This is a genomic window from Nitrososphaera viennensis EN76, assembly GCF_000698785.1.
GTDB classification, from domain to species: domain Archaea; phylum Thermoproteota; class Nitrososphaeria; order Nitrososphaerales; family Nitrososphaeraceae; genus Nitrososphaera; species Nitrososphaera viennensis.
The window spans coordinates 1793448-1820348 of the sequence record NZ_CP007536.1 but is presented as its reverse complement, the minus strand read 5'-3'; the positions used below and the strand labels follow the sequence as shown (position 1 = coordinate 1820348).

Below are 26901 nucleotides of genomic sequence, written 5' to 3'. Positions count from 1 at the left end.
CATCCTACATGTCCATGTCGCCCATTCCGCCGCCACCAGGCCCGCCACCAGGCTTTGGCATGTCATTTTTTGTCTTTGACGAAGCTATCACGTCGTCTATGCGCAAGATCATGCACGCTGCCTCTGTGGCGGCATTTATGATCTGCTCCTTGACTGCCAATGGCTCATAGATCTCCTTTGCAGCTAGGTCCGCCACTTTGCCGTTTATGACATCGATTCCATAGCGCGCTTTTCCCGTGCTGCTCTTTGACCGAAGTTGTACCTGCGTATCGAGTGGGTCCATGCCGGCATTTTCTGCCAGAACGATCGGTATAGTTTCGATGCCGTCTGCAAACTTTTCGGCAGCCAACTGCGCCCTTCCAGACAGCGTTGCGGCCCATTCTCGCAGTTTCAGCGAGACCAGTGCTTCCGGGGCTCCGCCTCCAACCAGTACGTATGGGTATTCAACTACATCTTTGACAGCCATTATCGCGTCATGGACCGATCTTTCTGCTTCATCAACTACTCTCTGTGAGCCGCCCCGGACTAGGATCGATACCGATTTGGGGTTCTTGCAGCCTTCGACAAATACCCACTTGTCGGTCTCGACCTTGCGCTCTTCGACCACCTTTGCAAAGCCCAGGTCACTTGCCGCAAGCTCGTTAAGGTTGTTGATAATCCTAGCGCCCGTTGCCTTGGAGAGCTTGTACATGTCGCTTTCCTTTATTCTGCGAATTGCCATGATGCCGGCCTTTGCAAGATAGTGCTGGGCGATATCGTCGATTCCCTTCTGGCAAAGGAGGACGTTGGCTCCTGCAGCAGATACCTTGTCCACCATCGCCTTGAGCATTCTGTTTTCTTCCTCTATGAACTGCTGCATCTGGTCCGGCGAATTGATGTTTATCTTGGCGTCAAACTCGGTCTTTTCAATTTCAAGAGCCGAGTTGATAACGGCTATCTTTGCATTTTCGATGCGCTTTGGCATCCCGCCGTGCACGACTTCCTTGTCGAGCACGACGCCATGGATGAGCTTGGTGTCCTGGATGCTTCCGCCGGCCTTCTTTTCCACTTTTATGTTGTCAGTGTCTACCTTGTATTGGTCGTCGCCAGATCGCTCAGCAACGGCAAGGACTGCATCAACTACCATTTCAGAGAGTTCTTTGGAATCTGCTGATACTATCTTTGAAGCCATCGATGTGTGAGCGATCTTGTTCAAAAATGCCTTATCTGCAGGATCCACCTTGGTGGCAATTTCGCGCAGCGTCTCAATTGCCTTGTATGATGCTTTCTTGAAGCCTTCGACAACCACGGTAGGATGGACATTCTTTGTGATCAGTTCCTCCGCCTTTTCCAAGAGGGATCCGGCGAGGACAACCGTAGATGTCGTTCCGTCGCCGACCTCGTTGTCCGTCGCCTTGCTAATCTCGACCATCATCTTTGCAGCCGGATGCTGCACGTCTATCTCCTTCAAGATGGTGGCACCGTCGTTTGTTATGGTGACGTCGCCGAGGCTGTCGACGAGCATCTTGTCCATTCCACGAGGTCCCAGCGATGTGCGGACAATTTCAGCGATTGCCTTTGCGGCAGTGATGTTGTTTCTTTGCGCCTGGTTGCCTTTTGTTTCTGACGTACCTTCTTTCAAAACGACTATAGGAACTTGTTGTGCTGACATAGATTTTGTTCACCTATGTTAGTAACACGTAGTGTGTAACGGGATATTTAATCCTTATTTTTGCATTCTCCATAGATGCTTTTTCCTGATGCCAGATTATCAGCTGATGATTGGCTGCGAGACCTTTTCCATTCATTCTGCGCAACCAAATGTCAGTTAAACAATAGAAATCAAAAACAAGAAGAACTCTATTCTTGTATGATAAAAAAGCAGAGATGCTGCAGCCTTTATCGTGCAAGCTCAAATTGCACTATTGCCCTGTGCAGATGAGAGGAATCTTTCTCGCGGAGACAGTTATCGCATCTCCAATGCACAGGCTCGCTGCAGCCTTCGCACAACATTACAACCTCAAGTTCGGATCCACAAGCTCTGCAAAGCGATTCCATTTTGCAGTACCTCGTTGATAGTCAACGTACGTGAGTAACTAATATTTAATTTTTAATTTCAGAAATTATTAGTAATCAGTGTTTCTTTTGACAGCTAGACTTTGTGATGAAGTAAAAAATTTATTTTCGCTGCCGATTAGTAAATTTAAGTGATGTCATATGATCGGCGGACCAGTAAGAAACATGCTGGCCAAGATAGCCGCTGCTGCTACGGCAACAATAGCGACCATCGTATCCACTGCCCGTATGGCATTTGCAGCTAGCACCAACACGAGCTTGCCTCCAGAGTACATGGAAATGTTGAGGCTGGCTCAGCAAAAGGTACACGCCGCCACTCAACCAGGAGCATTTGGAAATGGCGTTCCTGTGTTGTACGGTGTCGATCTTATGACGTTGCTTCCGTGGATTGGGATTGCTGGTGCGGCAGCTGTAACGGCAATATATGCGGCTAGACTCTTGGCACCGAAGATTAGGGGCGGTGCGCTGCTCGCTTAATAGTAGCAGCTATTGCCCTACATTTTTCTTTGTTCTTCTTATATTACCAGCTTCAAATTTCTCGTTATCGATAGAAATGGATTTAAAAATAGATTTCGCTCTTATTCACAAATGTTTCAGCTAATTGTAACAGAGAATTCGTCTGAACCTTTCTTCCCTAGTCTTGTCTCTCAGATTATGGACAAACTGGAATGATTTCACGTACGCCTGCAGATTGTACCTGTTGACGCCCATGAACTTTTTCAGCCACAGCTGGCACAGGTTGCTCCTGCACTCGCAGTTGTTCACGTGAACATCGCCCCTTGCGTATTCCTTCCCGGAGTGGCCCACGCGTTCGTGTACAAACCCGTGTTCTTGCAGCTGGCCGTACGCCCTGTACTCGTCTGTGTACACAGTAGAGCCATAGCTGACGCTACTGCATACGACGTCAAGTAATGGCTGCTGTATAGGCACGTCAAACAGGGTCATTCCACTGCCTCTCTCATGGATGCAGGTTATCATTGGTTGTTCCTTCTCAAATGTGCCCCTTCCCCTCCATGGCTTTAGTCCGCGCCTTCTAGGCTTATTACCCAGCCGGATGATTTCCTTATGGTATGGTCTGCCCTTCAGTCCGGCCTTGATGTAGAACTCGTCGCTTTCTGCAGTACCGTCGAGTTGGGTGAAGGAAATGACGATAGTTTCTCCATGACTGTCCTGACGAACCTGTAGCATCTATTGTACGGTGTATTCGTTTCAAGCGATACTTCCCTTATGGAGCAGCCTGGCCACAATACGAAGAATAGGTACAGGACCAGGAACCATGTTTTCGATGGCGAGTGTGAATAGTAGAATATGATGCCCGTCTTGTCGTTGAACCATTTCTTGCAGCATTTACAGTGGTACTTTTGGTACGACCTGTACCTGCCGTCCTTCTTCACATTACCTGAACTGCAGTAGGGGCATGTTACGTGGTCGCTCCACCGGACCTTTCTCAGTACATCGACGCACCACTTTTCGTCAGGGAGGGATGTGGTCAGGGTGAACATCGGAGCATGTTACGAGAAGCGAGCTTTAAGCTTGGCTGAAAGATTCGGAAATGAGCGAACAGATTTTGTGTGTCCGGTGATTGCAATTTTGAGCACGAAATGGGATGTCCGCGGCGCTGTCTGAAAGACGAATTCACCATAACAAGGATTGAAACTTGTCGTTGCCCGAATCTTGAGAATTAATTATGTGAGAAAGTCGCTTCCTTTGAGCGTCCAATGCAACAAGAGCGTTGCATAATCCGTTGCACAGGCGCAAAATGTCGGGAAAGCCCTGAAAATGTACAGGCACTAAACTATTGCTTTAGCTTTTATCAAGTGTCACTAACAAATTTTCCGACTTTATTATCTATTATTCGGTATATCTATCCCCCTACCACGTCACTGCTTCCATCAGCTCTAGGTATTGCTGCTACTAAAGAAGAGGTAGATGGTTAGTGGCTCAGGCGCTTGTACGGAGAAAGAGCTGCTTATGGGTCAAGGGTCTAAAGGTCAAGGACAGGGAAAAGATCAAGGAAGCCATAGCAATCAGCATACAGAACGGCAACTATACTACTAGAGAATTAGGCGTTGACATAGGCAAGGACCACAGCACTGTCTCGCGTTATCTGGCAGAGATGGATAGAGAGGGCAAATGGGGAATAAAGCGCGATTCTAATAGGAACATTGTAATCTCATTACAAAAACAGCTAGCGCAAGAATACAGGCAGCTAGAAAGCGAACCGTTCAACCAGCTACCCTCCATACAGAAATGGATAACGTACTTGAAGTCAGGCGGGATTCCGGCTCGCAGGATTAGCTATCTGGTTAATGTGGTTCACGGAATATCCGACCAGCTGAAATTGATGCCGGAGACCATTGTTAGCTTTGGTGTACCCATTGAAGCTACGAAGCGAAAAGAGATTGTGATAGAATACTGGCGGAACTTTCTGGCATGGTTCAATACTGCCTTGATGCTCTTCTTAACCCTTCAATAACCCTTGATGGATATTGATGCTGCAGGTTCTATTCGTAGACAGGGGAGTGACCTTGCATGCTGTGGCCACCGGTTATCTTGGACTTGTGCTTTATCTTGTCTAGCTTTGCATCTGCTCTCAGCTTATACTCTGGTTCATTTGCTTTGTCTTTCTTGTTCGTGACATCGATTGATTCCGCGTCTTTGGCTATGTTTTCAAGATCAAGGGTATCACCTGTGAAGGTATAGTCTGTCGCTTTCTTTTCTTTCACGATTTTGATCTTTGCCATTTTTTTATCTCCTTGTGGCGTGGTTCGCAAGGCAAATGCAACGGAAGCACAAGCGATTTTCAATGTTGAAATTAACCAGAGCAAACGCTACATTCGCCAAAATACACAACAGTTACGTAGTGTACGCGAAGGTAGCCACTATCTGAAAAGCACAGATGTACCGAATTTAAAGGTTGTTTTGTTGCCGCTCTGTCTTTGGAGCAACCGACTTGCAGCACCAGCAACCGAGATACAGCAGGTCAAGGGAACCGCCGAGTTTGCAGCAGAACTATTATCCGCCCTCTCGCCATCAGTGAGGCGAACTTACCATATAGAAAATACCTTAAAATAATACTATAATATCTTCACGGAGAGATATCTATGCGGCGGATAGGGCTGATGCTCTTGCTCTCCTCTCTGATAACGCTAGGCGGCGCTTTTGCCTATCCTAGTTCGTACGCGCAATCAAGCATGGATGGGGATGGTAGCTCGAACATTGTAGAGCCGCAAGAATTTACGGTAGGCGTTTATCTTCTAAATGTTGGAAAAATTGACCTCCAGACCGGTTCGTATGATCTAGACTTCTATTTCTGGCTCACCACTTCGAACTCTACTTTAGATTTTACAAAGCAAAAGCCTACGTTCGATTTCATGAATTCCATGAATGCCAAAATCGAGCCAAGCCGGGTAGAGCCAAACTATTACGAAGTGAGAGTAAAAGGGACCTTCCTAAAGAACATGGATTTTAGAAACTATCCGTTTGACACACAGCAGGTGACTGTCGAAGTCGAAGGGTTTGAAACCGTCGACAAGCTGGTGTTTGTTCCCGACACTGCAGCGAGCGGATACGACAGCCTGATAAACGTGCCAGGATGGAACCTTGGAGAGACTGAACAGAGTGTGATTGTCCATCAGTATCCGGACCAAAGCTATTCGAGATACATCTTCTCATTTGACATCCAGAGAGCTGCGCTGTCAGCATTTCTAAAGACGATATTTCCCGTCGTAATCATCACGACCATAGCGATGCTTGCATTCTGGATGAGTCCCACGAACTTTCCTCCTCGAATCGGGCTTGCCGCCTCGACATTGCTCGCTGCAGTGGCAGCACATCTGGCGGCAGCAAGCCAACTCCCTCCGATAGGCTACCTCACTCTTATGGACAAGGTGATGATAGTTGCTTATGCACTCTTTCTAAACAATCTCGTTTCCATGGTCCTGCAGATGCGTCTGGTGGATCATAAGAAGGAAGAGCAGGCGGCGAAAGTGAATGCAAGGATGCGAAAGTTGATGCCGGTGATCATTGGCGTCATACTTACAGTTCTTGTGCCTTTCGATCTAAGAGTCGTGTAGATCCAAAGAGTAGACGCAGAGTTGCCTAAACTCTGACCAAAGTTCTGGTGGGAAGTCGGCTGATTTTGATGCCTGTTTTTCTATTGCAATAGACAATCAGTCATTTTTCCACCAGCACTACAGCAATGATGGATTATATCTCGCGTTCACTGACGACCTTCACAAGGTGAAGAAGATGTATTTTGACAACATGACCTACATTGTACTTCTATCATCGTAGGAGCCGAGCAATGATGCGGCCGGCAATCCGGCACGCGCTCGCGGTGCCGGTGCTGCTGGCATTATTGACGGGGGTGGATTTCCGATAGAGAGAAACGGCAACGCATGACCACCACTTAATTCTCTATAGATTTCCATCCTGATATTGATGAAAAAGAGTATCTTGCAGGAAGACATGGAACCTGAAATTCTGGCGATGATGCCACTCTGGTTTAGGAAATTGAGAGAAGCATACCTGAAAAGGAGGAAAGGCGAAGTCTAGAGTTTCAATATTGCGGCCGCTTTTGACACGAAAAATTCAGCCTTGGTGACAAGGTTCTTGGCCTGTGTAGGAGAAATGGTGTCTGCTGCGTCATAAAGCGACTCGCTCCTCTTCTTCCTTGCATTGTCGAACGCTTTGAGGACTTCAGGTCCGAACTTGTTGCCATGAACTGCTTGAACGAAGAGTATGACTGCAACATGGTGATCGGCACTCATCGGTCTGTACCCTTTATCATACATTAGTGCCCTTCCTGCTGCCTGCATGGCGTGATAAGCTGCATTGTGGGCCTCCTCCCATTCATTTATACCGAGAATATTCTTTGCAGATTTGAGCTTCGCTCTCGCTAGATCCATCTGGTCCCTTACCTGTTGAGGTTCAGACCTGAATTGTTCAATTATGCGCTTCTTTGATAGATCGCTTAAACTCATGTTCGTCACCAATTAGCATTATAACTGGGGTCTTTGCAATTTCGCGTAAAAGCACGGCTTCTGAACGAATCTTTTCTGCGAATTCTTTTTCGTTCCAGACAATATAGTTTATCTCGCGTCCTATCCTCTTCTGGGCCTTCAATACGGTTTTCACGACTTCATCCTCGTCTATATCACCTATCACCAATAGATCTATGTCACTACTGGTGACTTCAGTTCCTTTTGCAAATGACCCATATATCAGTGCGTATCTGATACTTTGTTTGTCTGATGCTTTCAGAAGCTTCTGAAATTCGTAACCTAGGCTTTCGGTCTTTAGTAGAATTCTCTTGATATCTTCAGCTATGGTTGAAGATTTATTGAGTTTGTAAAATACCATATTTCCTCTTCTTACTTTTGTCAGTATGCCTAGGTTTGTCAGGCTTTCAAGAACCTTCATGATGTGCGGTGGAGAAGTGTTTAATTCTCTGGCCAGCTCTCTGATGTGCATTTCTGCATCGCTCGAAGTTACTAGGAACGTTTCTAGGACCTTCACTCTAGCTTTTGAAGTAAAGAGTTGTTCTAACATGCTACTTGCCAACTTGTTATGTTGTTAATTTGTTAACACTTGTTAATAAATAGCTAACATTTGAGTATTGTCAAGAATTTGTAGGATGGATTAGTTTTGAGATAAAATTGGATCTGACGAAAACTTGACAGTGCATTATTTTGCATCTTCGTTTTTTTCTACGGGAGCCAACCTTTCAGAAACCATATCTATCACACCTTCTACGATAAGGGGAATATTAGATCGCCTAAAGTGATGAATCGCAACTAATTCCTCTATCCTTTCTAGGATGCCCGATTCTATTACTTCTTTTGAGAGGCTGGGCTCTTCCTTTAGCATCTCTCTGATTATCTGATCTATTTCGTTGAGCATGTCTGCGTATGTTTTCTTCTCGAGTTCTTCGATCTTTTTCTTCAGTTTATCGTTTTCTTCGAGAACTTTCTCTCCAGCAGCAACTACCATGTCATAGTTCTTTATGGCAGTCAGCTCTTGGATATGGCGGTCAATGGTATCAAAATTCATGGCAGCACCCTCTTGCTTCGCCCGATGTACAACTCTAGTGCTTCAATGGCCCATTCAACCAGATCCAGAAATGCAATATTTGCCGATGCAATATATGTCAAACCGTATTTTTCTTCGAATTGCTTTTTGAGTTCAATCTTTGGATTGGCCGATTTGGCTCTGCAGAATCTGGCCGCCACTTCGAGAAAAAGTACTGCGAACTCTAGTGGCCATTGGAGAACTTCTGCAGGAAAGTTTCTGGTCGTCATCAATACCCTCGCCATTTTCAGTTCATTTTCAAGGACTTCGGCATTTGCCATAATGCCTGCGTACTTTTCCTGAAATTCGCTCAGTCTGTTTATGCCTTTTTGGTGCTCGACTGCTATGCTGTTGGTGGCATTCTTGAAGGCCTCCGAAAGTTCACCCACGATACTTTCGATGAGCTCTTTTTGTTGTTTCTTGAGAGCTTCTGTGCCGTCGGAAAGAATCTGCGTCGCCTCAGTCGCTGCCTCAAAATAAATCTCGTTTGCGACAAGCTCCCTGTCCTTCTTTTCTATCTCTGCCTCGATTTTTTGCAGATCGCCGAGGCGATTAATCCTTCTTATCGTTTCAATGGGTTCTCCGCTTGCCTCGGCAGCGGCATAGACCTCGTCAATGGCTGACAGGTTGTACCTGAATTTTGTTAATAGCTTTTCAGCGAATTCATTGACTCTTTGCCTATGGGCCATATTCTCCTCAATTTGCCGTAACTCGTCCTTGCGCAAATTGATCTCGTTTTCCAGCTGCTCAAGGGTGACATATCCAGACACCTTTCGTTCCGCCTGTTCTAGCCCGCCAAGCTTTTCACACACCTTTTCAATGTGAAGCATTTTAGATTCGGTAAGACCTTCCTTTTCCAGCCTGTGCAGGACATGAAGAGACTGAGACGCTGCCTGCACCTTCTCCTGTATGCCCTTGAAGTTATTCACTGCATCTGCCAAGCTGGCATCCATTCTCTCCTTTTGCGCCTTCGATGCTGCAGTCGCCTTATCGATGGCCATTTTTGAGCCATAGCTGTTAACGGCCTCAAGGATCTGTTGGGCAGACCCAAATTTGGCCACAGCTTCGTGAATCGCCTTCAGCTCGCTTGCTTGAAAGTCCATTGCCCTCACATGCTCAATGTACTGGATGGTGGCTGGTGCCTGCGCCAGCGAGATTTTTAATTCTTTCAGATTCGCGTCGAGACTTCCTATGGTCGCGATATCTGTCTTGGTCGCCACAACTTTTTCCAAAAGTCGCCCACCATGCCTATGCTCATGTTCTTTTTGCTCAGTCTTGCTTCAAGCTGCATAGTATAATCAACGGAAAAGAGGTTGAGACCCTGGTCTATTAGCTCTGAAAGCAGGTCTAGCGCCTTTTCTTTTGCCTCTTTATTTTTGACGCTGTTAGGTTGGCTGCGGATTTTGCTCTTTCCAGCGGGCAGTTAACTTGCGGCTGATATTGCGATGTGCAAGTGTTCTCCATGCCAGAAAACCATCCGTAACTTAACACCAGAACGGAAAGCCCGAAATCCGCAGCCAACCTAACAGCGTCAAAAAAGTAGCTACGCCAGAAGGCGTAGCTACACAAACTGCTATTTCTCCTACTCGAGCGACTCATTCTCTATTTTTATCCTTATCATACTTGGCAAACTCTGCAAGCACAGCTTCAAAGTCCGGCATCTTTACCACGACGCTCCTTGGCGCGTCTGGATGCGTGATAAAGACGTCAATTCCAGTCCATCCTTCCGGCAGGTGGTTAAAGGCCTCTTACTTTAATGCAAGTAGCCCTGCAGGGCTTTGTGCAAAAAGTCAGAAGTTGAGCGTGGGAATCTTGAACTTATGATACTGATTGAGCGTGGCTAAGTCACTTTTTAAACAAAGCCGCCCTGCAGCCAGCTTGTGTTCGTTGTACACGATACTACTGTCGATGATGGGGTAGGCAAGTCGGCTAGAATCTTAGCTGCATCCGGTGCAGCACGTCCATCTGGTCCTTTATTCGTTTAAACTCTATCTCGCCTTCAGTCAGTGACTTTAAAACATTCCAGTCTATGTGCTTGTACTTTCTCTGAACAATGGTACGAATGTCTACGTCGTCAGTACCCCTCCTCTTTGCGGCAGCCCTGAACTTCGATACTGCAAGCACCTCGATGCTTGCTGCCTTTAGTGTTACTCCTTTTCTGACCTCGATGTCCTTTGCAGTATCTATTATCTTGTCTATTGGTATGCCGCTAACGTCTCGAGTATAGATGTCGATCTTGTATCCTCTTGGGGTGTACCTTGCTTCCTTCCCTTTGGTCTTGCGTACAAAGTACCCTCTTTCATCCAGCAGTTCCGCACGTAGTTCTTTGGCCACTGCAAAATCCAGGTCTTGCGACTCCTTGGTTGCTTTTGTCTGCAAGAATATCCCGACTGCTCCCACAAAGATCACGTCTCCAATGTCTTCCGTTATCCTTATTGCTTCTTGGATCAGCGGGTGCATACTTTCACTTGCTGTTGGATAATGGTAGGTCTTCTTAGTTCTGGTGGGAAGTCGGCTGATTTTGATGCCTGTTTTTCTATTGCAATAGACAATCAGTCATTTTTCCACCAGCACTGTCTTCTTGCACCTTTTTAACTAGCTGGATTGGAAACAGGCCTTTTGTCTTCAATCTGCCTTCGTAGAGCAGCTCGATAGCTATTGCATCCATGGTGCTTCTTTCGCCGTTTGCCATGCAGTCGAGATACACTCTTTCAATCTCGTTTTCAAAGTCGCCCATTTTTGGCAGGATGACAACCCTGCCGTTCTTACCTTCCCTGAATCCCTTCTCTTTTAGAAAGCTGGCAACTTGGTCTACATCCTGCACGTAGATGTACAGGTCAAGCGGGGTCTGGAACTTCGTAAGCTCGTACGCTTTGTAGTCTAAAGTAACAACCTTGTCAGAAATGTTTTGCATTGCAAACCTGATATCTGAATCATTATAGTTTCGTCCAAACCTTCTGGCCTTGCTCAGTGCAACCAAGGATGGAAGAAGCTTTTCAATTACGTTTGCCGGCTGCGACACTACGTTTGTTTTGAGGATAAAGCTTCCGCGTCTGTACTTGGCAAGGCCAAGCGATTGTAAAGCATTCAGACGCCTGTAAGCAGTCTTGGCCGAGCCGGCCACCGAAATTGCGTCTTGCATAGTATAGACTGGCTTGTCGCTGCTGCTATTGTCCAGCCTCTGGGCAAACAGGAATGCATCGCCTTTCAGTAGCTCTTGCACATTTTGTATTATGTGCATGCAAGCTATATATAGTTTGGTCAATCTTGACATATAATTATATAGTATGCTAAGATACGCAGCGCTCCCAATCCTTGTCAAACTCTGCCAACACTGCTCCAAACTCGGGCATCCTTACCTCTATGCTCCTTGGTGTGCTTTATGGGTGGTATTCTACAGAATACAACCCTTGTAACGATTGTTCCGTAGCTGATGTGTGAACACACCTTGTGCTATCTGCTATGCCACGGCAAAATCGTATAAAGGCCCATGGGCACAGTAACAACAGCGCGCGCTCGTGGGGAAACTTGAGAAAAAGAGTTCATCAAAGATACATGCAAGCCCCTTCCTCATCATCCTCTGCTCATAACCATCACTGCTCCAAGCTTCTTGATGTTTTTTCATGCTCATACTCTCTCTACTTCCTGAGCGCCCCGTCAGGGGTTGGGGGCAAGCGCGGTAAGAGCAAGCACGGTTGCGTTTTCCTTATCCAGATGATGAGCAGCACGCTTTATCATGAGAAGCACATGGGCAGGGAGCAGAAAAGGGCGGGGGAGCGCGTCATGCAGGCTAGATTATCAATGGTTGCGAGCAGGCTGTGTGCGTTCGGCAAATGCAGAGTATGACTTTTGTCTGACATGAATAGCTAATTTCCTCGGTTCCGGAGACGGCGGTTCTCCACTTAGCTCGGTTTCAATCTTATGCGGCGGGCAGCTGGATTCTTGGGGTTTTGGCAGGTTTTTAAGGTTTAAATACACACATGTGTATTATATTGTACAGAACGCCATGCCGACAAGAACGCTATCAATCACAGAAGAGGCATACCGCGCCCTCAAAGCCTCAAAGAAGGAGGGAGAATCGTTTACGGACGTTATTCTCCGGCTGACTGGAAGCAAGGGCAGCGCGCGCCGGCTGCTTGAAATGATGGACGAAATGTATTCGCCAGAGCTGGCAGACAGAGTCGAACAGGCAAGCAAGGAATCGCGCAGGAGCTTCAAGACCCGAGACGTGGAACTCCCCTGATCAAAAGATGGTTTGCCTAGACACCGACTTTATGGTAGCTTACCTCCGGAAAGATGCCGCGGCCAGGGACAAGCTGCAAGAGCTCGAATCCGCGCAGGAGCCGCTGCACACCACGGTGATAAACGCGTTCGAGCTGTACAAGGGTGCTTTCAATGCAAAGGACACCAGAGCAGAGCTTGCACGGGTTGACGCACTTCTTGACGCCTTTTTCATACTTGCGCTTGACAGGGATTCTGCAAGGGCCGCCGGGGCCTTTCACAACAGGTCAAACCCTGTCGGCGAATCGGACCTGCTGATAGGCAGCATTGCCCTTGCCAACAAGCAGGTTCTTATCACAAAGAACAAAAAGCATTTTGAGCGCATACCTGGACTGAAGGTGGAAGGCTGGTAGCACGTATTTTTTTTGATAAGAAAAACAGCAGCATCATCATTCAAAGGCATGCATTTTCCAATTGCTTATGGCCGCGCGCTTGTCATACCGTGTCTGCAGTGCCAATAAGTCCCTATGGGTTCATCGCCACCAACGATAACGAGAACGATCCCTATCCGGATCCTGGCTACCGCAGCAGTCATGTAACTGGATTCCTTCAAAGGGAATGTTGAATGATATATGGATAAACGCCGGCATCTACTATTTCAAGAAGGAGATCTTTGAATTCTTGCCAGAGGTTGGGGGATTTTGAGGCATGTGTTTATTGGCTATGATAAACGAAATGAAGAAGAAAAAGAAGTATTCGCAAGCAGCTTTAGGCCGCGCCTACCGATGTCGTCCCGCTTTCTGTTCCCTTTAATGCCTTTGCTGCCTTTGTTGCTGCCACCTTGGTTCTCTTTCTAAGGTACAGAGTTCTCTTTCCTTTGGCCTTTGCTCTGATGCTCTGCTGACTCTCAACCATGTTTCGTATAAGAGGTAGCTGACTGGGAGAATATTTTACGCCTTTCAGGAGGTTCGTAAGGGTCCTAGGAGTATCTGATACCTGCTTGTTGAGGTGCTCCAGTATCTCTTGTCTCCTGGCGTCGCTCATGGTGACTGTTGTACGAGAAGACCCGGCAAAGGTGGTTCTGGATTTTCTGCCGCTTTTCTTTTTTCCGGCTTCTCTGCCGTCTGTCAGCATATTTCCAAGTTTCAGGTAAAGCTCACCTGCCTCTTTCAAAGAAAGACTTAATCTCTGACCATCGTCCAGTTCGATAGAAATCGCTTTGCCTATCTTCAATTTGTATGGGACTACTTTACTTTCTTATATAAGTTCAACTAGTTTTAAGGGATTATCTGCAACTTAAAGTCAGGCTCTCTTGTAGTCGTCTTCTATCCTTATAATGTCAGCCTCGTCAAACTCTCCTTTTGAAATTTCAAAATTATGGCGTCTGTTCCTGCTCCCTCCAGCCTGTGAACTGTGCGCTGTGGTATAGTAATGGTGTCGCCTGTCTGCAACAGCTTTTTTTCTTCACCTGCCTAGCTGTTTGATCCCTTGTTATACCCATATTCATCGGGCGATGGATTATCTGTGTAGCAACGCGTCCATGTCTCAAATTTATATATGTGTTTCCAGTGGAAATGGAAAGGTTGGAGCTGAGCAAGACGGATATCGATAGGATGTTATCGGAAGTTGAGAAGGAAAACCTGCTCTTTGCAAGAAAAGACCTTCTCGACACTCTGACGTTTCCCTCCTCAATAGTTGGCCGCAAAGAGAAGGCAATGGAGCTTGTGCGGCTGATTGCAGGCTACAAGAAGGGTCATGTAGTTCCGTTTATTTCAGTCTACGGAAGAAGTGGCGCGGGCAAGTCCACAGTCGTCAGGTTTGTCTGCGAGAACCTGGATGATGCGTTGTGCTGCTTTGTCAACCTGCGCAGGGCCAAGACAGTTTTTGGCTGCGCGAATTTGATCCTGGGCGAAATGGGGGAACCGAGCCTAAAGAGTGCGCAGGGAATCAATGTCGCGGTGGAAAAGATTCAGGGCGCCATTGAATCCTTGTCAAAGGGCAAGAGACTCTTTGTCTTGGTCCTGGATGAATTTGACGTGCTCTTTTACGACAAGCGTGGCAAGCCATCTGACTTTATCTACAAGCTTTTGGTGATGGAGGAAAAGCTGCGCGAGAAAGGAGTCCTTTCCTGCATAATAGTCATCTCTAACAACGTGATGGCAGACTACGAAGTGGACGACAGGGTAAGGTCGAGGATGGGATCAACAGAGGTGTTCTTTCCTGCATACACAAAGAAGGATGTGCTTGAGATACTGAGGGAAAGGGCTGCCAAGGCATTCTCGGCGCCAGTCGATCCTGCTGTCCTGGAGTACTGCGCAGAAAAGAGCTCTGAGGAGCACGGCGACGCAAGACGTGCCATCGACCTCCTCAGGGTAGCTGCAGAGATTGCTAGCTTTAAAGAGGAGAAATTGGCTAATGTGCATGTTGATGCGGCCACAGATCAGCTGCAGAAAGACAGGGTAAACCTGGCGCTTTCGAGCGCATCCTATCATCTAAAACTTGCATGCGCAGCGCTTGCGCGGATAACGTACCTGACCGGTGAGGCGTGGCACTCGACATCTGTCATCTATGCACAGTACTGCAAGATTATTCGGAAAGATACAAGGCCGCTGACGTACAGGAGAGTTTCAGAATTGCTGACAGAACTGGACAACACCGGGCTCGTTGTTTCGCAGACCAGCTCACGGGGAAGACACGGATATGGGACGCAGTACAAACTCAACATATCGCCGGAGATAGTTGGAAGCGCATGTTTTCCTGACTGGTGGAAAAATGTTGTGCAGAAAAAGAAAGAGCACGAGAGAAAGGAAGACGAGAAAAATAATATCTTCATGCCGGCCGGCAAGTCCCATTTTGGAGGCCTTGGCAGGCTTCTAGACACATTAGAAGATGAAAGCTGGAAGGACTTTGTTGGACTTGATGCATAATGATGACGAGAGTGCTGGTGGAAAAATGACTGATTGTCTATTGCAATAGAAAAACAGGCATCAAAATCAGCCGACTTCCCACCAGAACTATTGCTGTTGTGATACTACCATTATAGTAATCCAGGTGCTGTTACGTCTCCGATTGATCAGTCTGCCTGAATAGGCTGTTACAATTCGGTTGATATTATGATTTTTTATGGTGAATGATTATGTCGTTTAGTGCATCCTTAACCGATGCAAAAGAGGAAATGCCTCTCAAATCTTGACCTTCATCATTTATTTTGAATCCTCCATCCTCACGTTCAGTCCAATAGCCATTAACACGCTTTTGGTATTCCTCAGAAGATATGTTGTAGATGGATTTCAGGTACACCTTCTCTCCGTCGCCCTTTTCATCATCGTAAGTTTTGAGTATCCTACCTCCAACAAGGAGAATAGACCAACTTTCTGTTTCTCGTTCAATTTCCTGTATTTTATTTCGATAAAAGTTCCAAAAGTATGATTTGGCGGTGCTTATGTGAACGTTGAGAATGTGGCCATAGGGCTTGGGCAATTCCCAAACATTTGTCCCTTTTTCCTTAACACGCGCGCCGATTATCCTTTCAATTTCACTTTTGACATGACGATATATGCGGTCTGATTCATCAAGCGACTTTCGCGTCATAACTTGGCTAATTCGCCCTACGATTTATTGTTTCAGTCGCGTTCTGTATTAGCGTTATCCATTTGTTCTCGCCTTCAACTTTAATGCCACATACCTCTAGTGGAGTCTTGCCGTTCAACCCCTGATGCTCTCGTATCGCGTTGTGGTATAGCTGAATGCCCTTTAGTATGGGCGAATCCCTCTTTTTCAAACCGCGCATGACCTTCTCTCTATCTCTTATCTCCCCGTTCATACGCTCCATCTTGTTATTCTGCATGTTACCAGCCAGCTTTATCGTGTTTACGTGCTCTGTCCTCGTTTCCTTTTTCAGCGTCCAAAACTCCTTGAGATATGCGTCCCGGTAAGCAGGAAGGCCGTCAGTTATCAGCTTCATTGGCTTTTTGCCAGTAAGCTCTTTGCCCTTTCTGAAAATTGAGCGAGCGTCATGCTTGTATTTGGTATCTGCCACCTCTTGGGCTATCCAATAGCGTGTCTCGTCATCCATGAGAGCGAAAACGTACTTCATGTCGCCTTTTATCTTGACGTAAATCTCATCTGCCCTCCATGTATCCGACACTGGCGGCTGTAACTTCTCTACATAGTCTTGCATTAGCGTCACGTACTTGCCTATCCAGCGATAGACAGTGACGTATGACACATCAATGCCTATCAGCCTGAGAGAGCGTTGCGTATTGCGAAGGCTCTCTCCGCTAAAGTACAATTGCATGGCCGTAGTTACTGCCTTTGGGTCATGTTTCATCTTCTCAAAGCCAATGTTGATACTGAAAGTCTTGGTGCAGTTTGCGCACAGGAAACGCTGTATGTTGCCACTCTTGTTCTTCCGTATCCCGTACTTCTTTAGGTTGGCAGACTGGCAGAAAATGCAATTTTGTACAGATAGAGGCTCAACTACCAATTTCGAAGCTAAAATTGAGGCGTGTAGCTGCTGGCGAATAGCGACAGCAAAGGCATGTTTGCAGACAACACCTCGGTAGAGGCTATCGGGACAAGAGCAGAGATAACCAAGCTCCGAATTGATGACAGTGTACTCGCCTTTTCCAGATTGAGACTTGACAGCAAAAGTATTCTCGTCCAGTTTTCTCACGGCGTTTTCCGTCTCGGCTATCGCCTTGCCCCGTTGCTCGCGGTAGTTGACCTCTTGCACGTTACCTAATTAGTTACCTACATATATAAATCTATAGGTAACTATGTAGGTAACTTTATATGCACTTTTGGAGAATAATTTACTGATGAGCGAAGAGTCGCAAGGCGACATTACAGTATTGACAAAGGCAAACACGCGCAGCCAGTCTTTGCGCACCACTATTCCAATGTCTATTACTAGGCAATTGAGGCTAAAAGAAGGTGGAAAGCTGAGATGGGAAATTCAGGCCAAGGACAATAATCTAGTTGTCGTTGTCAGCGCATTAGCACACAATGAGAGTTAGAAAGGTACAGGCTTATCTGGCATTGCATAGCGAAACATTTCGCGCACTAGGTTTTCAAAAGTGGCCGCAGGATAAACCGAATCCTGACCACTTGATTTTTCCCAGACCTCATTCATGAGGTTAACTATCGCGTTGTAAAATGGAATTTCGTCTGCCATCTCTCGAACTTGTTTTACACTCTGCATGTCTAACTCCTTTCTCCTAGCCGCAACATCGAGGGCGGCTGCAAGTAGCAGCGAGTCAAAACGGGGTTTGCCTGCAATTTCGAGCTCTTTTTCCATTCTTGAAAGAAGCTCTTGTTTTGCATAATAATCAAGAAAGACTCTCAAATCTTCGCTATTCATAAGTCTAAAGGTGGCTAGATCAGACAGGGCATACATGTAATGTCCTTTATAGTAATCAAGTGCCGTCTGCAGCAATTGCATATTGAAGGCCGGTCTATGTTCGTAGGCACTTGCAAGCGATACAAAGTTGACTAACCATTCTTGATGTATCATAACCGGTGTACTTTTCATGGCATGTGAAAGATGATAGGTTAGAACTGCATCAAGAAGGCGATCATTATTCAAAATTGTTTGCCATTGCTCGATACGCCGCAGGTTAACAATTAACACGGACTGCAATTGTTTTGCAGCGTAAGGATAATCAAGCATAGTCAAGATCACTGAATTCAGTTTTACTCCTAATTGTGATGCAAGTTGATTTGCTCTGTCAGACAGCCTAACCAATTGCACATCCAGCTCTTTAGGCAAAAGGTCTTGTCTCACGAAATATCCTAGACCTTTGATGTTAGCACAATGCTGCTCTATCTTGTTCTCGTCATCAGGTTTACCTGTCGAGAACATTTTGGGCGTCTTTTTAATATATTCCGTCTCTGGAGCTTTCTTTAGTTCATAACCATAAACTCTCGGCAAATCCTCACCGAAGGAAAAGCTCTGGAACACTCTACACAGGGGCACTCTCATAAAAGGCATTATTTGAGTGCAAAGAGCCCGTTCTGTCATCCACTTGTAATCTTCTTGCTTGCTTAGCATTATTGGTATAAACTGATTGATGAAGTGATTTCCGCCAGCAGCCAAGGCTATGTCTTGATAGTCGCCTTTGCCTATCATTTCGTCAACTTCTTTGGCACTGACTCCTTCTTGACGACCAAAATGAATTAATGATGCAAAAAACTCGTTTATAGTGCTTACATGCGTCTCATCAAGATCAACTATCAGATTTTTCTCTTCGGCGCGTAAACTTTGGTACTTGAAAGGTTTGTTAGTTCTCGCATAATTAATGAATTTGTTGCATAATTCCTCTTCCATGGGTAGAGTTATTGAAAGCATAACTGTAAGATTCTCAGATGATGTGTTATTATACTTTATTCTATATAGGTTGAATCTATCTTTTGGCGTAACTTTCTTGGGTCTAAGAAGAATTGTTTTGTTTGAAGTGGTGGGATCAGAAAGCAGCAGGTCTCTGAGTATCACATTATAAAATTGCAGCAATCATCAACCGAATTGTAACAGCCTATTCAGGCAGACTGATCAATCGGAGACGTAACAGCACCGTAATCCACAATCTATTTAAAGACTTACCATCATAGTAATAGCCATATGTCTTATGGCGAGCTGTGGACCGTGCTGGGCAACTGGAGGAAAGAGTTCTCCAGTGGAGACTTTGCCAGGACCTTCTACAGCCCCGATCCAAATAAAGTGCTGCACGACATGGCCAAGAAGGGCATGATAGAGCGCGTCAGCACGGGAAGGTACAGGGTCAGGAGCGCAAGCGAATACGTATTTTCCAAATACGATGCAGGCAAGGCATACGATTTTCTCCGCAAGGCCAAACTGCCATATGCGCTTACAAACGTGGATGCCGTCTACGCCTGGACCCGCGGCGGTTACAACATCGACAGGTTCTTCGGGTTCTATCCTGTGCACGTTAGAGTAGCAAAGGACGACCTGTCAGAATGGAGAAAGATGTTTGCAGAAAGGGGCTGGAAGTCGGTGCTGTCCGGGGAGAACCCGAGAGAGACACTGTTCGGGCTGTTCTTCATACTCTATCCCGAGGAAGAAAGGATAAGGGCTGAAAAGGTCGGATCGTTGCGGGTAGACCCTCTTGGCGATACTGTAAAGTTTTGCAAGGACAATATCTATGCTTTCGAGCCGGCGCTTGAAATGCTCGACGAGGAGTATCACCTGAAGCTTGGAGCAAAGTACAGAGAAACCAAGACCAACGTATTAGCGTGATGCAAAAAAATGCTTCGTGATGACCAGAAAGCAGAGAGATGGAGATAATCAGAATCCTGTCGTCGCTGCCGAAAGGCTTCTTTGTCGTAATCGGCGAGTACGCCGTCAGCGCGCTGTCTGTCCACAGATTTTCGGTGGACTGCGATCTGGTCATTTCGAGAAAAAACGCGGAGAAATTTTCAGATCTTCTCAAGAAGGAAGGCTACAGGAAGGGCAAGTCTGCCAAAGGTTTTGACGAGGCCTACCAGAGCGAGGTCGACATCTACGTGAAAAGCATTACTGGAGGAATGCGGGTATCCGTGGATCTGTTCATAAACGGCGTTACCTCGCGCAAGACCAAGGCATCGTGGAGTTATGAATACGTCAAAGATAATTCGACAGAAACAATAGTAGCGGGCACAAGGAATTCTGCCAGCGTTACGGTGTCCACGAAGGAATTGCTCATTGCCATGAAGATGCACTCTGGAAGAGACGTGGACATGCGCGACATTGTGATGCTGAGCGATGAAGTGGACTGGAATGCAGTCTTGAAGCATGCAACGCGCGGGGCAAAGAGTATTCTGGTAAAGCAGGTCACAGACATGATTGGAAGGATGGAGGAGGAGCAATTCATCCAGTCTCTCCGCGCCGCGTTTGGGTTGAAGCGCAACATGGAGCCTCTCATATCAGACTGCAGGAAAAACCTGTCAAAATTGCGGGAAAATATCGAGTCACCCAAATAAACAATTTTAAGCGCTAGCAGTTATACATTTTCGCATGGGCTCGAACCCATCTAGACTCGAGTACCTCCTAGTCAGGACGTACATCTGCGCCCTAATGCTACCTGTAATACTTGCAAAGATTACGGGATTGAACAAACTGCCAATTACGCAGTTAACCTTTTGGCCTGTCTTGACATAAATAGAATTCATTATTGTTTTTAGCGGAAGTTGCAACGGGTCTTTGTTGTCCTTTAGAATCAGAATTCCATATCGGCATGCATATTGCAGTGCTTGTTAACTCGTGGCCAGCGAGATAGCGACCGCGAAAAACAGTGTATACACTTTTCCTGTCAAGCAGCCTCGGTTGTATCGGGCCGAGACCTTTTGTTGCCTCCAGTCATGCCCTCTGCAAATCGATGTTCTCTTCTTTTAACTAGCTAGTAGCTGCCTTTTTAAGCAACAATGGAGTATTGTCGCAAGGGTTGGTCAGGAAGCAAGACAGTTTCTCATATGTGCAGAAATTAAGAATTTGCAGCTTGCATCTGGGCAGGAGTTTGGAAATTCTCTATATTATAGATCCATTAGCTCGGGAATAGCCAAATGATAAGCGCCAGAACCGCCGCCATCTACACGGGAATAGGTTCGTTTGCAACGCTTGCGGTAATTGCTACGGTTATCAATTCGTTTGTCGAGACTAGCATGGACATCCGCGACATCCAGACCAATGAACATATAGATGACATAATGGCCGTCTCAACACCTCTGGACGCCCCAGCGTCAGATAACGGAACAATCTTTCTTGACGGCTATTGGGGAAAATCTACGGTCACTGTTTCATTTTTCTCGGCTGGCATGGCACAGCAGCAATTTGATCAAGTGTCAAAAAGCCTCCGAACCTATCTTAATCTCGCAAGTAAAGGACAGCAACCGGCGCAAAACGCCACCCAACAACAAACGTTAACGACGGCGACAACGACCTTTTACCCGGCGTGGCCGGACCTATTGCAAAAGGTCTCGGCGCAGTCAAAAAACGTGCCCGTTCTGCAACTTGTCGACCCGGGCTCCAATGGGGCAGACATCAAGGTATTTCTTGAAGCCGACTCTCATCCCCAAGGCAAGCCGGGCATGACCAGAATAGGCCGGGACAAGGCAACCTTTGAGATACTGTATGCAGAAGTCCACATCTACTCTGCTTTGGACCTTTACGAGAAAGGATATGTCGGACCAATCTTTGAGCACGAACTAGGACACGCCCTGGGCCTCGGACATGCAGACATTGAAACGAGCATCATGTACACACCGATGATCATAGTCGACAACAGCGTCGCTGCAGCCATAGCAAATTGCGAATATGATGGCGCATCGTCCCTTTACGTTGACAGGGTTGTGTCACAAGTTTCCTGCGTCAACTAACGCATGCACACAAAAAAATCCGGCGCATTACCGAATTGTGCGCGCGTGCACGCATGCATGCGGGTTCATGTTGTATCTTTTTTTGCGTGCTCATTTTCTTTTCTTTTTACTAAAGAATCTTGTTCGGATTCGCCTTTGTGTCCGGCGTCATAGGAATCGTAAAGTAAAAGGAAGAGCCCACGTCAGGTATGCTATCAAACCAAATCCTTCCACCATGGGCCTCAACAATTCCCCTTGATATTGCGAGTCCAAGCCCACTTCCGCCAGCCTGGCGCGTCAGTGACTTGTCCAGTTCGTAGAATTTCCTCAAGAGGTGGGGCTGCATTTCCGGCGGAATTCCTCTTCCGCTGTCTTTGACTGAAAAGAGAACCTCGTCACCATACATTTTCTCGGCGCGCAGCCTGATTGCACCGTTTTTGCTGCCTGGAGAAGTTGCCTTTATTGCATTGTTCACCAGATTATCAAGCACCTGCAGCACCTTTTGGGAATCGCAATAGAGCATCAGTTGTTTGGCTCCATCATCATGATTATCATTGTCATCATTAACGTCTCCCGTGACCACAATCTTCAAGTTGCGCGACCGGGCAAGCGGAAGCGCCCTTTCTTTGCATTCTTTGAGGAGCGTCATTGCAGAAACTGGCTCTTTTGCAATGTTCATCTTGAGCGCTTTGGTTTCCAGCAATCGCGCGTCAAGTACGTTCTGCGTCAGGTAGAGGAGCGACCAAGCCCTTTCAAGCATAATAAGGACCTTCTCCTTCTGTATTTGCTCGAGCTTTCCAAATGTGCCGTCAAGCAAGAGCTCCGAGTATCCTATTATTGGAACCAAGAAGGTCTTTAGCTCGTGAGCCACAACAGAAGCATACTCTTCTTTTTCCCGGTCTATTTTCTTGAGCTCGTCTGCCTGAACTTCGAGCCGGGATGCCATGAAGGAAAGTATGTCATTTTTTAAGTGAATCTTTTTTGTCTTGATGCCTATCTCTTCAACCATCGCGTTAAAGCTGGCCGCCAGTTCGCCTATTTCGTCGCGCCTTGCTATATCCACCTTCTCAAAATCGCCTGCCTGCACTTTCCTCATCGTCATCCTCAGGCGCTGAAGAGGCTTTAGTATTGACTGCGAAAGAAAGAATGCCGATGCTCCGGCCGCCGCAATTATCACGCCGGCTATTGACAGAAATTCATATTGCAGGACCCTCAGCGGCGAAAACATTTCGTCTCTTTCGACTTCTGAAACAAGTACGGCTCCAAGGTTCTTGTCGCAGTTTGAAGCTCCAAAGACGGTTGCACCCCTGTAGTTGGTATAGAGCGCGCCAACTACGTCCGCGCCATTGTCAAAACACTGCTGCACCGGAGGCGCTTCAATAGTCTGCCTGTACCTTGCATCGCTTGCAAAACGGGAATCCGTTATCATGAGGCCGTTTTCGCTTACCAGATAGAGTTCGCCGGTGTCTCCAAGGAACAACTTGTTTGTCAGGATGCTGTTAGCAGTCTGGGGCTCTCGCACAATGCTTACAAAGCCAATTGGAGCAGACCCGCTGTCTGCAGGACGGTGAACAGGTGCCACGGTTTCAAGCAATGCGATCTGCAATTCTTTGTCAAAGGTAATGGTGTAGAATGGCGCGATAGACGCCCTGCGAATCATCTCCTGGCTCAAGGCCGCCTTTTCGTTTCCCGACTTTTCTGTTGAAACAAGTATGTTCCCGCCAGCATCTGCTATCCGCACTGCAAGGTATGTAGTGTCCTTGGTCCTTGTCAGCCGGTCAAATTCTGAGATTGCTTGCACTGCTGCATCTTTAGCCCCAGATGTGGGGGCGTAAATGGAGGCAAGAAATGTTTGGACTTTTGGGTCAGAGGCCAGCACGTCTGCCTGCTCAAGCCTCAGGTTCCATACGCTTTTGATCGCCTGCATCCTGTCCGATGCTATGACGTTGAGCCTCTGACCGACATCTTTTTTCAGTATTTGCTGGCCATTTTCTATGCTGATTGCCGCAAGCACTACTATTGACACTAGCGCGATGGCCATTATCAACAAGACAATCTTGGTGTGCAGGCTTGATCCAAGGGAATTGTTTATGCTCCCCGTCGCAGGTGTCTCGGTTGTCATTGAAGGCTTGGCATCCCTTAGTCCGAGGTCCACACCTCTATTCTTTCCAGCAAGTTTTTTTTGCTGAATGGCTTTTTCAAAAGTCCTATTACCCCGAGCTTTGTCAGCTCAGAATCTTCCAGAATCCCTGCTGATGATGCGGTAAAGAAAGCTATTTTCTGTTTTTCAAATATCCCTTTTTCCTTTAGCGCGTTTACTACATCAATGCCACAAAAGGACGGCATGGCAACATCAAGAAGGACAAGGTCGTAGTTGTTGTTTTCCTCGAGGTGACTTACGCATTCCATCCCTCTGGTAAGCACAGAGCACTGGTAGCCTGCAGATTCCATTATGAGGCGCGTAAGCTCCACAATGTTTGCATCGTCGTCAACTATGAGTATTTTTTTCGCCTTCTTGTTGATGCTGCCGCCCGCCATCCTATACACACTCACTCTGGAAGATATTTTTTTACAAAATCCAAAAGGTTGGCCTTGCTGAACGGCTTTCTCAGGCAGTCAAGCGCTCCCATCTTTTTGAAATCTTCAATCTCCAGGTTTGTGGCAGATGATGCAGTGAAAAGGATCACTTTGTTGTGGCTTAGATATCCCTCCTCTTGGATGGCCTTCAGGACATCCAGTCCGGAGAATTGGGGCATTGCAATGTCCAGCAGAACAAGGTCATAGTTGTTGTTGTTCTTGTAGGCTTCCCGGATGATATCCAGGCATTTCCTCCCTTCGTTCACCTTGGTACAGCTATAGCCGGCAGTCTGAAGTATTATCTCTGCCAGGTCCGCTATCATATTGTTGTCATCCACTACGAGTATTCTCTTCATTTACTGTCATTGCTCCCATTTCCCAAAGCCGGCCTGGCCGGTATGGAAAAGTAAAAAGTCGTGCCCACCCCTGGCACACTCTCAAACCAAATCGTGCCACCGTGAGCTTCCACGATTCCTTTGGATATCGCAAGACCGAGGCCGCTGCCGCCCATCGCCCTGCGGAGAGAGGTATCTACCTGGTAGAATTTCTTGAATATCTCGTTCTGCTTTTCTACTGGTATTCCAATCCCGTTGTCTCTGACTCCGAATTCGATAGAGCCGTCATCAGGTATTCTCCTTGCAGAAACTTCAATCCTGCCAGTTTTTTCTGGCACGAATTTTATCGCGTTGCTCAATAGATTGTGCAATACCTGCTGTATCCTTTTCGGGTCACAGATCAGGTTTAGTGTGCCATTGGGCTCTTTCTCCGCCTGCACATTGTATGTGAGTGATATTTTCTTTGATTCTGCAAGTGGCTTGAAGGATCCAACGGCCCGCTCTAGAAATTCATTAACAGATGATTCAATCATGTCGAATTTCATCTTGTTAAGCTCCAGTTTGCGAATGTCCAGCAAGTCGGTAATCAGGTTTGAAAGCGAGATGGCGCTGCCGTGCATCAGCTGGACTTTTTCTCTCTGAAGAGGTGTTAGCTCACCAAGTGTTCCATCTGACAAAAGTTCGGCAAATCCTATGATTGGAACCAGAGGAGTCTTTAGCTCGTGAGTTATCATGGCGGCGAATTCCTCTTTGGCAGCATCTATCTTTTGCAGCTGTTCGGCCTTGAGATCAAGCTCGTGGGCAAGGTACTCTAGGTGTGAGTTCTTTGCCTGCAATTCATTTGATAGCGATTCCAGCCGGACCTTTTCTTTCTTGAGATCAGAATTGCTTGTCTTGAGCGCCTCGTTTAGATCCTCCAATCTGTCAGCAAGTTTAAGATTGCGAAGCATCGCGCGAAAGAGTATGTATTCGGAGATGCCCATAACTGCAACTACGATTGCTGCAATGGCTATGGCTTGCCTCTGATGCAAATAGGCCTCGCTGAATGCATCTTCGCTGGGTTGGATGAGGAGTACAGCCCATCTATTGCCTGAAAGTTCGACGGGCGCGTACGTTACATGCATCGCTGTCCCATTTACCGGGACCTCGCTCACCCCTTCCTTGCCATCGCGAATATCCTCAACAATGTTTCCTAGATACGAATACGAATGTGCTTTAGTCTGGCTGTTTGCCGACCTTTCAGAACTTGCAATTCCCATTCCATCGCGGTCGACAAGCACTGCAACTTCGTTTCGGCCAAGTTCAAGAGTCTGTAGCGCCTTGTTAAGAACATCTAGGTTCATCGAGCCAACCAGGACCCCTACCAAGGCACCGTCACGAAAGACGGGAGTTGATATCACCACGGTGTTATGGTCAGTTGCGGTCGATCTAAAGATCTCGCTTACATAAGTCCGCTGCGTCGAGGTCGTCTTTATGAAATAATCGCGATAGGCGAAATTAACTACGGGCAAGTTCTTTTGGAACTCTGATGGCTCTACACTGTAGACATCGCCATTTGGCATTAGAAATGCGACTGTCTCAAAGTCGCGGAATTCCTGAAATATTGCATTCTGGACGGCCCTCTTTTCAGGGTCCGCATTGGGAGGAATTCCCTTGAATTCTTCACTTATTAGGTGTGAGAATGTCGTACTCTGCACCTGTGGCAATTTCGCGGCCAGTTCTAGTATTTGGATCTCGTTCTGCATTCGCACCTGCGTCCTTGAAGCCAGAGTCTTGGCCAAGGTGCTCTTGACTCTCTCTGTCTCCTCAATCCCCGTGTTAAAGTCCTGATATACCGAAACGTAAAAAACGGAAACTACCAATGCCGACGCAGCTATGCCTATTAGCAATGGCAGTTTTGCAGCGCGCCGAAGAGTCATGATTCAAGCGCTCCTCGTATGCAGCCGCATTGTAGTAAAATGGTACAGAATGGTCGCGCTAATTGGGCGATGATCCTATGCCGTCTGAATTTCAAGTCCACTTTCAATTCTTGAGAGCTGATTTTCGCAGTATCCTCCCAGCAGGGCTGCAAAGACACGACATCTTTTCTTGCTTTCAGCCACAGATTGCAAGGAAGGCGATCTACTGCAAAAGAAGCCCTCAATTCCCCACTCTATATAAAATATCTCTGTTAATAACTTATCTATGTATTCTAGTGGTAATTATACTATAACAAATGTATGAGCACATTATTCTAAATATTTCGATTATGACGATAAGAATTGCAAATAAATGAAAACATCCAATTTCTCTA

At 46.7% G+C, this 26901-nt stretch carries 29 protein-coding genes and 1 pseudogene; 11 read left to right on the top strand and 19 right to left on the bottom strand.

What is annotated here, in order from left to right; all coding sequences use genetic code 11:
* Positions 1 to 4: 4 nt before the first annotated feature.
* Entirely contained in the window at positions 5 to 1651 is a 1647-nt protein-coding gene (gene thsB / locus NVIE_RS10375; RefSeq protein WP_075055179.1) for a thermosome subunit beta, read from the bottom strand.
* Positions 1652 to 2220: 569 nt separating this feature from the next.
* On the opposite strand from thsB, the gene NVIE_RS10370 reads away from it, so the two are divergent.
* Positions 2221 to 2532, top strand: a complete 312-nt coding sequence (locus NVIE_RS10370; protein WP_158435198.1) for a hypothetical protein — start codon at positions 2221 to 2223, stop codon at positions 2530 to 2532.
* A 120-nt stretch (positions 2533 to 2652) separates the two neighbouring features.
* On the opposite strand, the gene NVIE_RS10365 is transcribed toward NVIE_RS10370, so the two are convergent.
* The gene (locus tag NVIE_RS10365; protein ID WP_075055177.1) at positions 2653 to 3243 is read right to left on the bottom strand and encodes an IS1595 family transposase; all 591 of its coding nucleotides are present in this window, start codon (positions 3241 to 3243) and stop codon (positions 2653 to 2655) included.
* Positions 3138 to 3557 (bottom strand): transposase, encoded by a 420-nt coding sequence (locus NVIE_RS14905; protein WP_075055176.1) that lies wholly within the window; start codon positions 3555 to 3557, stop codon positions 3138 to 3140. The genes NVIE_RS10365 and NVIE_RS14905 overlap by 106 nt, the downstream gene beginning before the upstream one ends.
* A 434-nt stretch (positions 3558 to 3991) precedes the next feature.
* Between NVIE_RS14905 and NVIE_RS10355 the strand changes: the two genes are divergently transcribed.
* Entirely contained in the window at positions 3992 to 4531 is a 540-nt protein-coding gene (locus tag NVIE_RS10355) for a hypothetical protein (RefSeq protein ID WP_227717348.1), read from the top strand.
* A 28-nt stretch (positions 4532 to 4559) separates the two neighbouring features.
* On the opposite strand, the gene NVIE_RS10350 is transcribed toward NVIE_RS10355, so the two are convergent.
* Positions 4560 to 4799 (bottom strand): hypothetical protein, encoded by a 240-nt coding sequence (locus NVIE_RS10350; protein ID WP_075055175.1) that lies wholly within the window; start codon positions 4797 to 4799, stop codon positions 4560 to 4562.
* A gap of 19 nt (positions 4800 to 4818) precedes the next feature.
* Here NVIE_RS10350 and NVIE_RS14900 point away from each other — a divergent pair, with 19 nt between their 5' ends.
* Positions 4819 to 5130: a hypothetical protein gene (locus NVIE_RS14900; protein WP_144239654.1), complete on the top strand. Its 312-nt coding sequence runs from the start codon at positions 4819 to 4821 to the stop codon at positions 5128 to 5130.
* A 308-nt stretch (positions 5131 to 5438) separates the two neighbouring features.
* A complete protein-coding gene (locus NVIE_RS10345) occupies positions 5439 to 6131 on the top strand; it encodes a ligand-gated ion channel (RefSeq protein WP_144239653.1) in 693 nt (230 codons plus the stop codon).
* Positions 6132 to 6608: 477 nt separating this feature from the next.
* Here NVIE_RS10345 and NVIE_RS10340 read toward each other — a convergent pair whose 3' ends face one another.
* The 6 genes from NVIE_RS10340 to NVIE_RS10315 all read right to left on the bottom strand — a co-directional run bounded on the left by NVIE_RS10340 (position 6609) and on the right by NVIE_RS10315 (position 11350).
* Positions 6609 to 7040, bottom strand: a complete 432-nt coding sequence (locus NVIE_RS10340) for a HEPN domain-containing protein (protein ID WP_084790773.1) — start codon at positions 7038 to 7040, stop codon at positions 6609 to 6611.
* Entirely contained in the window at positions 7003 to 7620 is a 618-nt protein-coding gene (locus tag NVIE_RS10335) for a nucleotidyltransferase domain-containing protein (protein ID WP_144239652.1), read from the bottom strand. The genes NVIE_RS10340 and NVIE_RS10335 overlap by 38 nt, the downstream gene beginning before the upstream one ends.
* A gap of 123 nt (positions 7621 to 7743) precedes the next feature.
* On the bottom strand, positions 7744 to 8109 hold the full coding sequence (locus NVIE_RS10330) for a hypothetical protein (protein WP_075055171.1): 366 nt from the start codon (positions 8107 to 8109) through the stop codon (positions 7744 to 7746).
* The gene (locus NVIE_RS10325; RefSeq protein ID WP_075055170.1) at positions 8106 to 9359 is read right to left on the bottom strand and encodes a hypothetical protein; all 1254 of its coding nucleotides are present in this window, start codon (positions 9357 to 9359) and stop codon (positions 8106 to 8108) included. Before NVIE_RS10325 ends, NVIE_RS10330 begins: the two co-directional genes overlap by 4 nt.
* 697 nt (positions 9360 to 10056) lie before the next feature.
* Positions 10057 to 10587, bottom strand: a complete 531-nt coding sequence (locus NVIE_RS10320) for a hypothetical protein (protein ID WP_075055169.1) — start codon at positions 10585 to 10587, stop codon at positions 10057 to 10059.
* A gap of 76 nt (positions 10588 to 10663) precedes the next feature.
* The gene (locus tag NVIE_RS10315; RefSeq protein WP_144239651.1) at positions 10664 to 11350 is read right to left on the bottom strand and encodes a hypothetical protein; all 687 of its coding nucleotides are present in this window, start codon (positions 11348 to 11350) and stop codon (positions 10664 to 10666) included.
* A 783-nt stretch (positions 11351 to 12133) separates the two neighbouring features.
* Between NVIE_RS10315 and NVIE_RS10310 the strand changes: the two genes are divergently transcribed.
* Both NVIE_RS10310 and NVIE_RS10305 read left to right on the top strand, forming a co-directional pair.
* Positions 12134 to 12370 carry an antitoxin VapB family protein gene (locus NVIE_RS10310; protein ID WP_075056153.1) on the top strand — a complete coding sequence of 79 codons (237 nt, stop codon included), beginning with the start codon at positions 12134 to 12136 and terminating at the stop codon, positions 12368 to 12370.
* A 7-nt stretch (positions 12371 to 12377) separates the two neighbouring features.
* The gene (locus tag NVIE_RS10305) at positions 12378 to 12761 is read left to right on the top strand and encodes a type II toxin-antitoxin system VapC family toxin (RefSeq protein ID WP_075055167.1); all 384 of its coding nucleotides are present in this window, start codon (positions 12378 to 12380) and stop codon (positions 12759 to 12761) included.
* 355 nt (positions 12762 to 13116) lie between these two features.
* On the opposite strand, the gene NVIE_RS10300 is transcribed toward NVIE_RS10305, so the two are convergent.
* A complete protein-coding gene (locus tag NVIE_RS10300) occupies positions 13117 to 13581 on the bottom strand; it encodes a hypothetical protein (RefSeq protein WP_144239650.1) in 465 nt (154 codons plus the stop codon).
* A 380-nt stretch (positions 13582 to 13961) separates the two neighbouring features.
* Between NVIE_RS10300 and NVIE_RS10295 the strand changes: the two genes are divergently transcribed.
* The gene (locus tag NVIE_RS10295; protein WP_158435197.1) at positions 13962 to 15275 is read left to right on the top strand and encodes a Cdc6/Cdc18 family protein; all 1314 of its coding nucleotides are present in this window, start codon (positions 13962 to 13964) and stop codon (positions 15273 to 15275) included.
* A gap of 184 nt (positions 15276 to 15459) precedes the next feature.
* Here NVIE_RS10295 and NVIE_RS10290 read toward each other — a convergent pair whose 3' ends face one another.
* From NVIE_RS10290 to NVIE_RS16320, 3 genes and pseudogenes are all read right to left on the bottom strand, one after another.
* Complete coding sequence (locus NVIE_RS10290) at positions 15460 to 15939, bottom strand: hypothetical protein (RefSeq protein ID WP_075055164.1); 480 nt, start codon at positions 15937 to 15939, stop codon at positions 15460 to 15462.
* A 7-nt stretch (positions 15940 to 15946) separates the two neighbouring features.
* Positions 15947 to 16645 (bottom strand): transposase, encoded by a 699-nt coding sequence (locus NVIE_RS16325; RefSeq protein WP_374213698.1) that lies wholly within the window; start codon positions 16643 to 16645, stop codon positions 15947 to 15949.
* Positions 16646 to 16873: 228 nt separating this feature from the next.
* Positions 16874 to 17023 (bottom strand): annotated as a pseudogene (locus tag NVIE_RS16320) (SWIM zinc finger family protein); the annotation flags it as partial.
* A gap of 145 nt (positions 17024 to 17168) precedes the next feature.
* Here NVIE_RS16320 and NVIE_RS10280 point away from each other — a divergent pair.
* Positions 17169 to 17366 carry an AbrB family transcriptional regulator gene (locus NVIE_RS10280; protein WP_075056151.1) on the top strand — a complete coding sequence of 66 codons (198 nt, stop codon included), beginning with the start codon at positions 17169 to 17171 and terminating at the stop codon, positions 17364 to 17366.
* On the opposite strand, the gene NVIE_RS10275 is transcribed toward NVIE_RS10280, so the two are convergent.
* Positions 17363 to 18697, bottom strand: coding sequence for a hypothetical protein (locus tag NVIE_RS10275; RefSeq protein ID WP_144239648.1), 1335 nt, complete (start codon positions 18695 to 18697; stop codon positions 17363 to 17365). The genes NVIE_RS10280 and NVIE_RS10275 overlap by 4 nt on opposite strands.
* 270 nt (positions 18698 to 18967) lie before the next feature.
* Here NVIE_RS10275 and NVIE_RS10270 point away from each other — a divergent pair, with 270 nt between their 5' ends.
* The 3 genes from NVIE_RS10270 (at position 18968) to NVIE_RS10260 (ending at position 21717) form a co-directional block, all read left to right on the top strand.
* Positions 18968 to 19603, top strand: coding sequence for a hypothetical protein (locus NVIE_RS10270; protein WP_075055162.1), 636 nt, complete (start codon positions 18968 to 18970; stop codon positions 19601 to 19603).
* A gap of 38 nt (positions 19604 to 19641) precedes the next feature.
* The gene (locus tag NVIE_RS10265) at positions 19642 to 20325 is read left to right on the top strand and encodes a hypothetical protein (RefSeq protein WP_075055161.1); all 684 of its coding nucleotides are present in this window, start codon (positions 19642 to 19644) and stop codon (positions 20323 to 20325) included.
* A gap of 579 nt (positions 20326 to 20904) precedes the next feature.
* Positions 20905 to 21717, top strand: a complete 813-nt coding sequence (locus NVIE_RS10260) for a matrixin family metalloprotease (protein ID WP_075055160.1) — start codon at positions 20905 to 20907, stop codon at positions 21715 to 21717.
* A gap of 109 nt (positions 21718 to 21826) precedes the next feature.
* On the opposite strand, the gene NVIE_RS10255 is transcribed toward NVIE_RS10260, so the two are convergent.
* From NVIE_RS10255 to NVIE_RS14620, 4 genes are read right to left on the bottom strand one after another with little or no spacing between them, the layout of a single operon-like run.
* Positions 21827 to 23818, bottom strand: a complete 1992-nt coding sequence (locus tag NVIE_RS10255; RefSeq protein ID WP_144239647.1) for a sensor histidine kinase — start codon at positions 23816 to 23818, stop codon at positions 21827 to 21829.
* Positions 23819 to 23835: 17 nt separating this feature from the next.
* Positions 23836 to 24234 carry a response regulator gene (locus tag NVIE_RS10250; RefSeq protein ID WP_144239646.1) on the bottom strand — a complete coding sequence of 133 codons (399 nt, stop codon included), beginning with the start codon at positions 24232 to 24234 and terminating at the stop codon, positions 23836 to 23838.
* An 11-nt stretch (positions 24235 to 24245) separates the two neighbouring features.
* Complete coding sequence (locus tag NVIE_RS10245; protein WP_075055157.1) at positions 24246 to 24629, bottom strand: response regulator; 384 nt, start codon at positions 24627 to 24629, stop codon at positions 24246 to 24248.
* A complete protein-coding gene (locus tag NVIE_RS14620; RefSeq protein ID WP_084790772.1) occupies positions 24626 to 26527 on the bottom strand; it encodes a sensor histidine kinase in 1902 nt (633 codons plus the stop codon). The genes NVIE_RS10245 and NVIE_RS14620 overlap by 4 nt, the downstream gene beginning before the upstream one ends.
* Positions 26528 to 26901 lie beyond the last annotated feature (374 nt).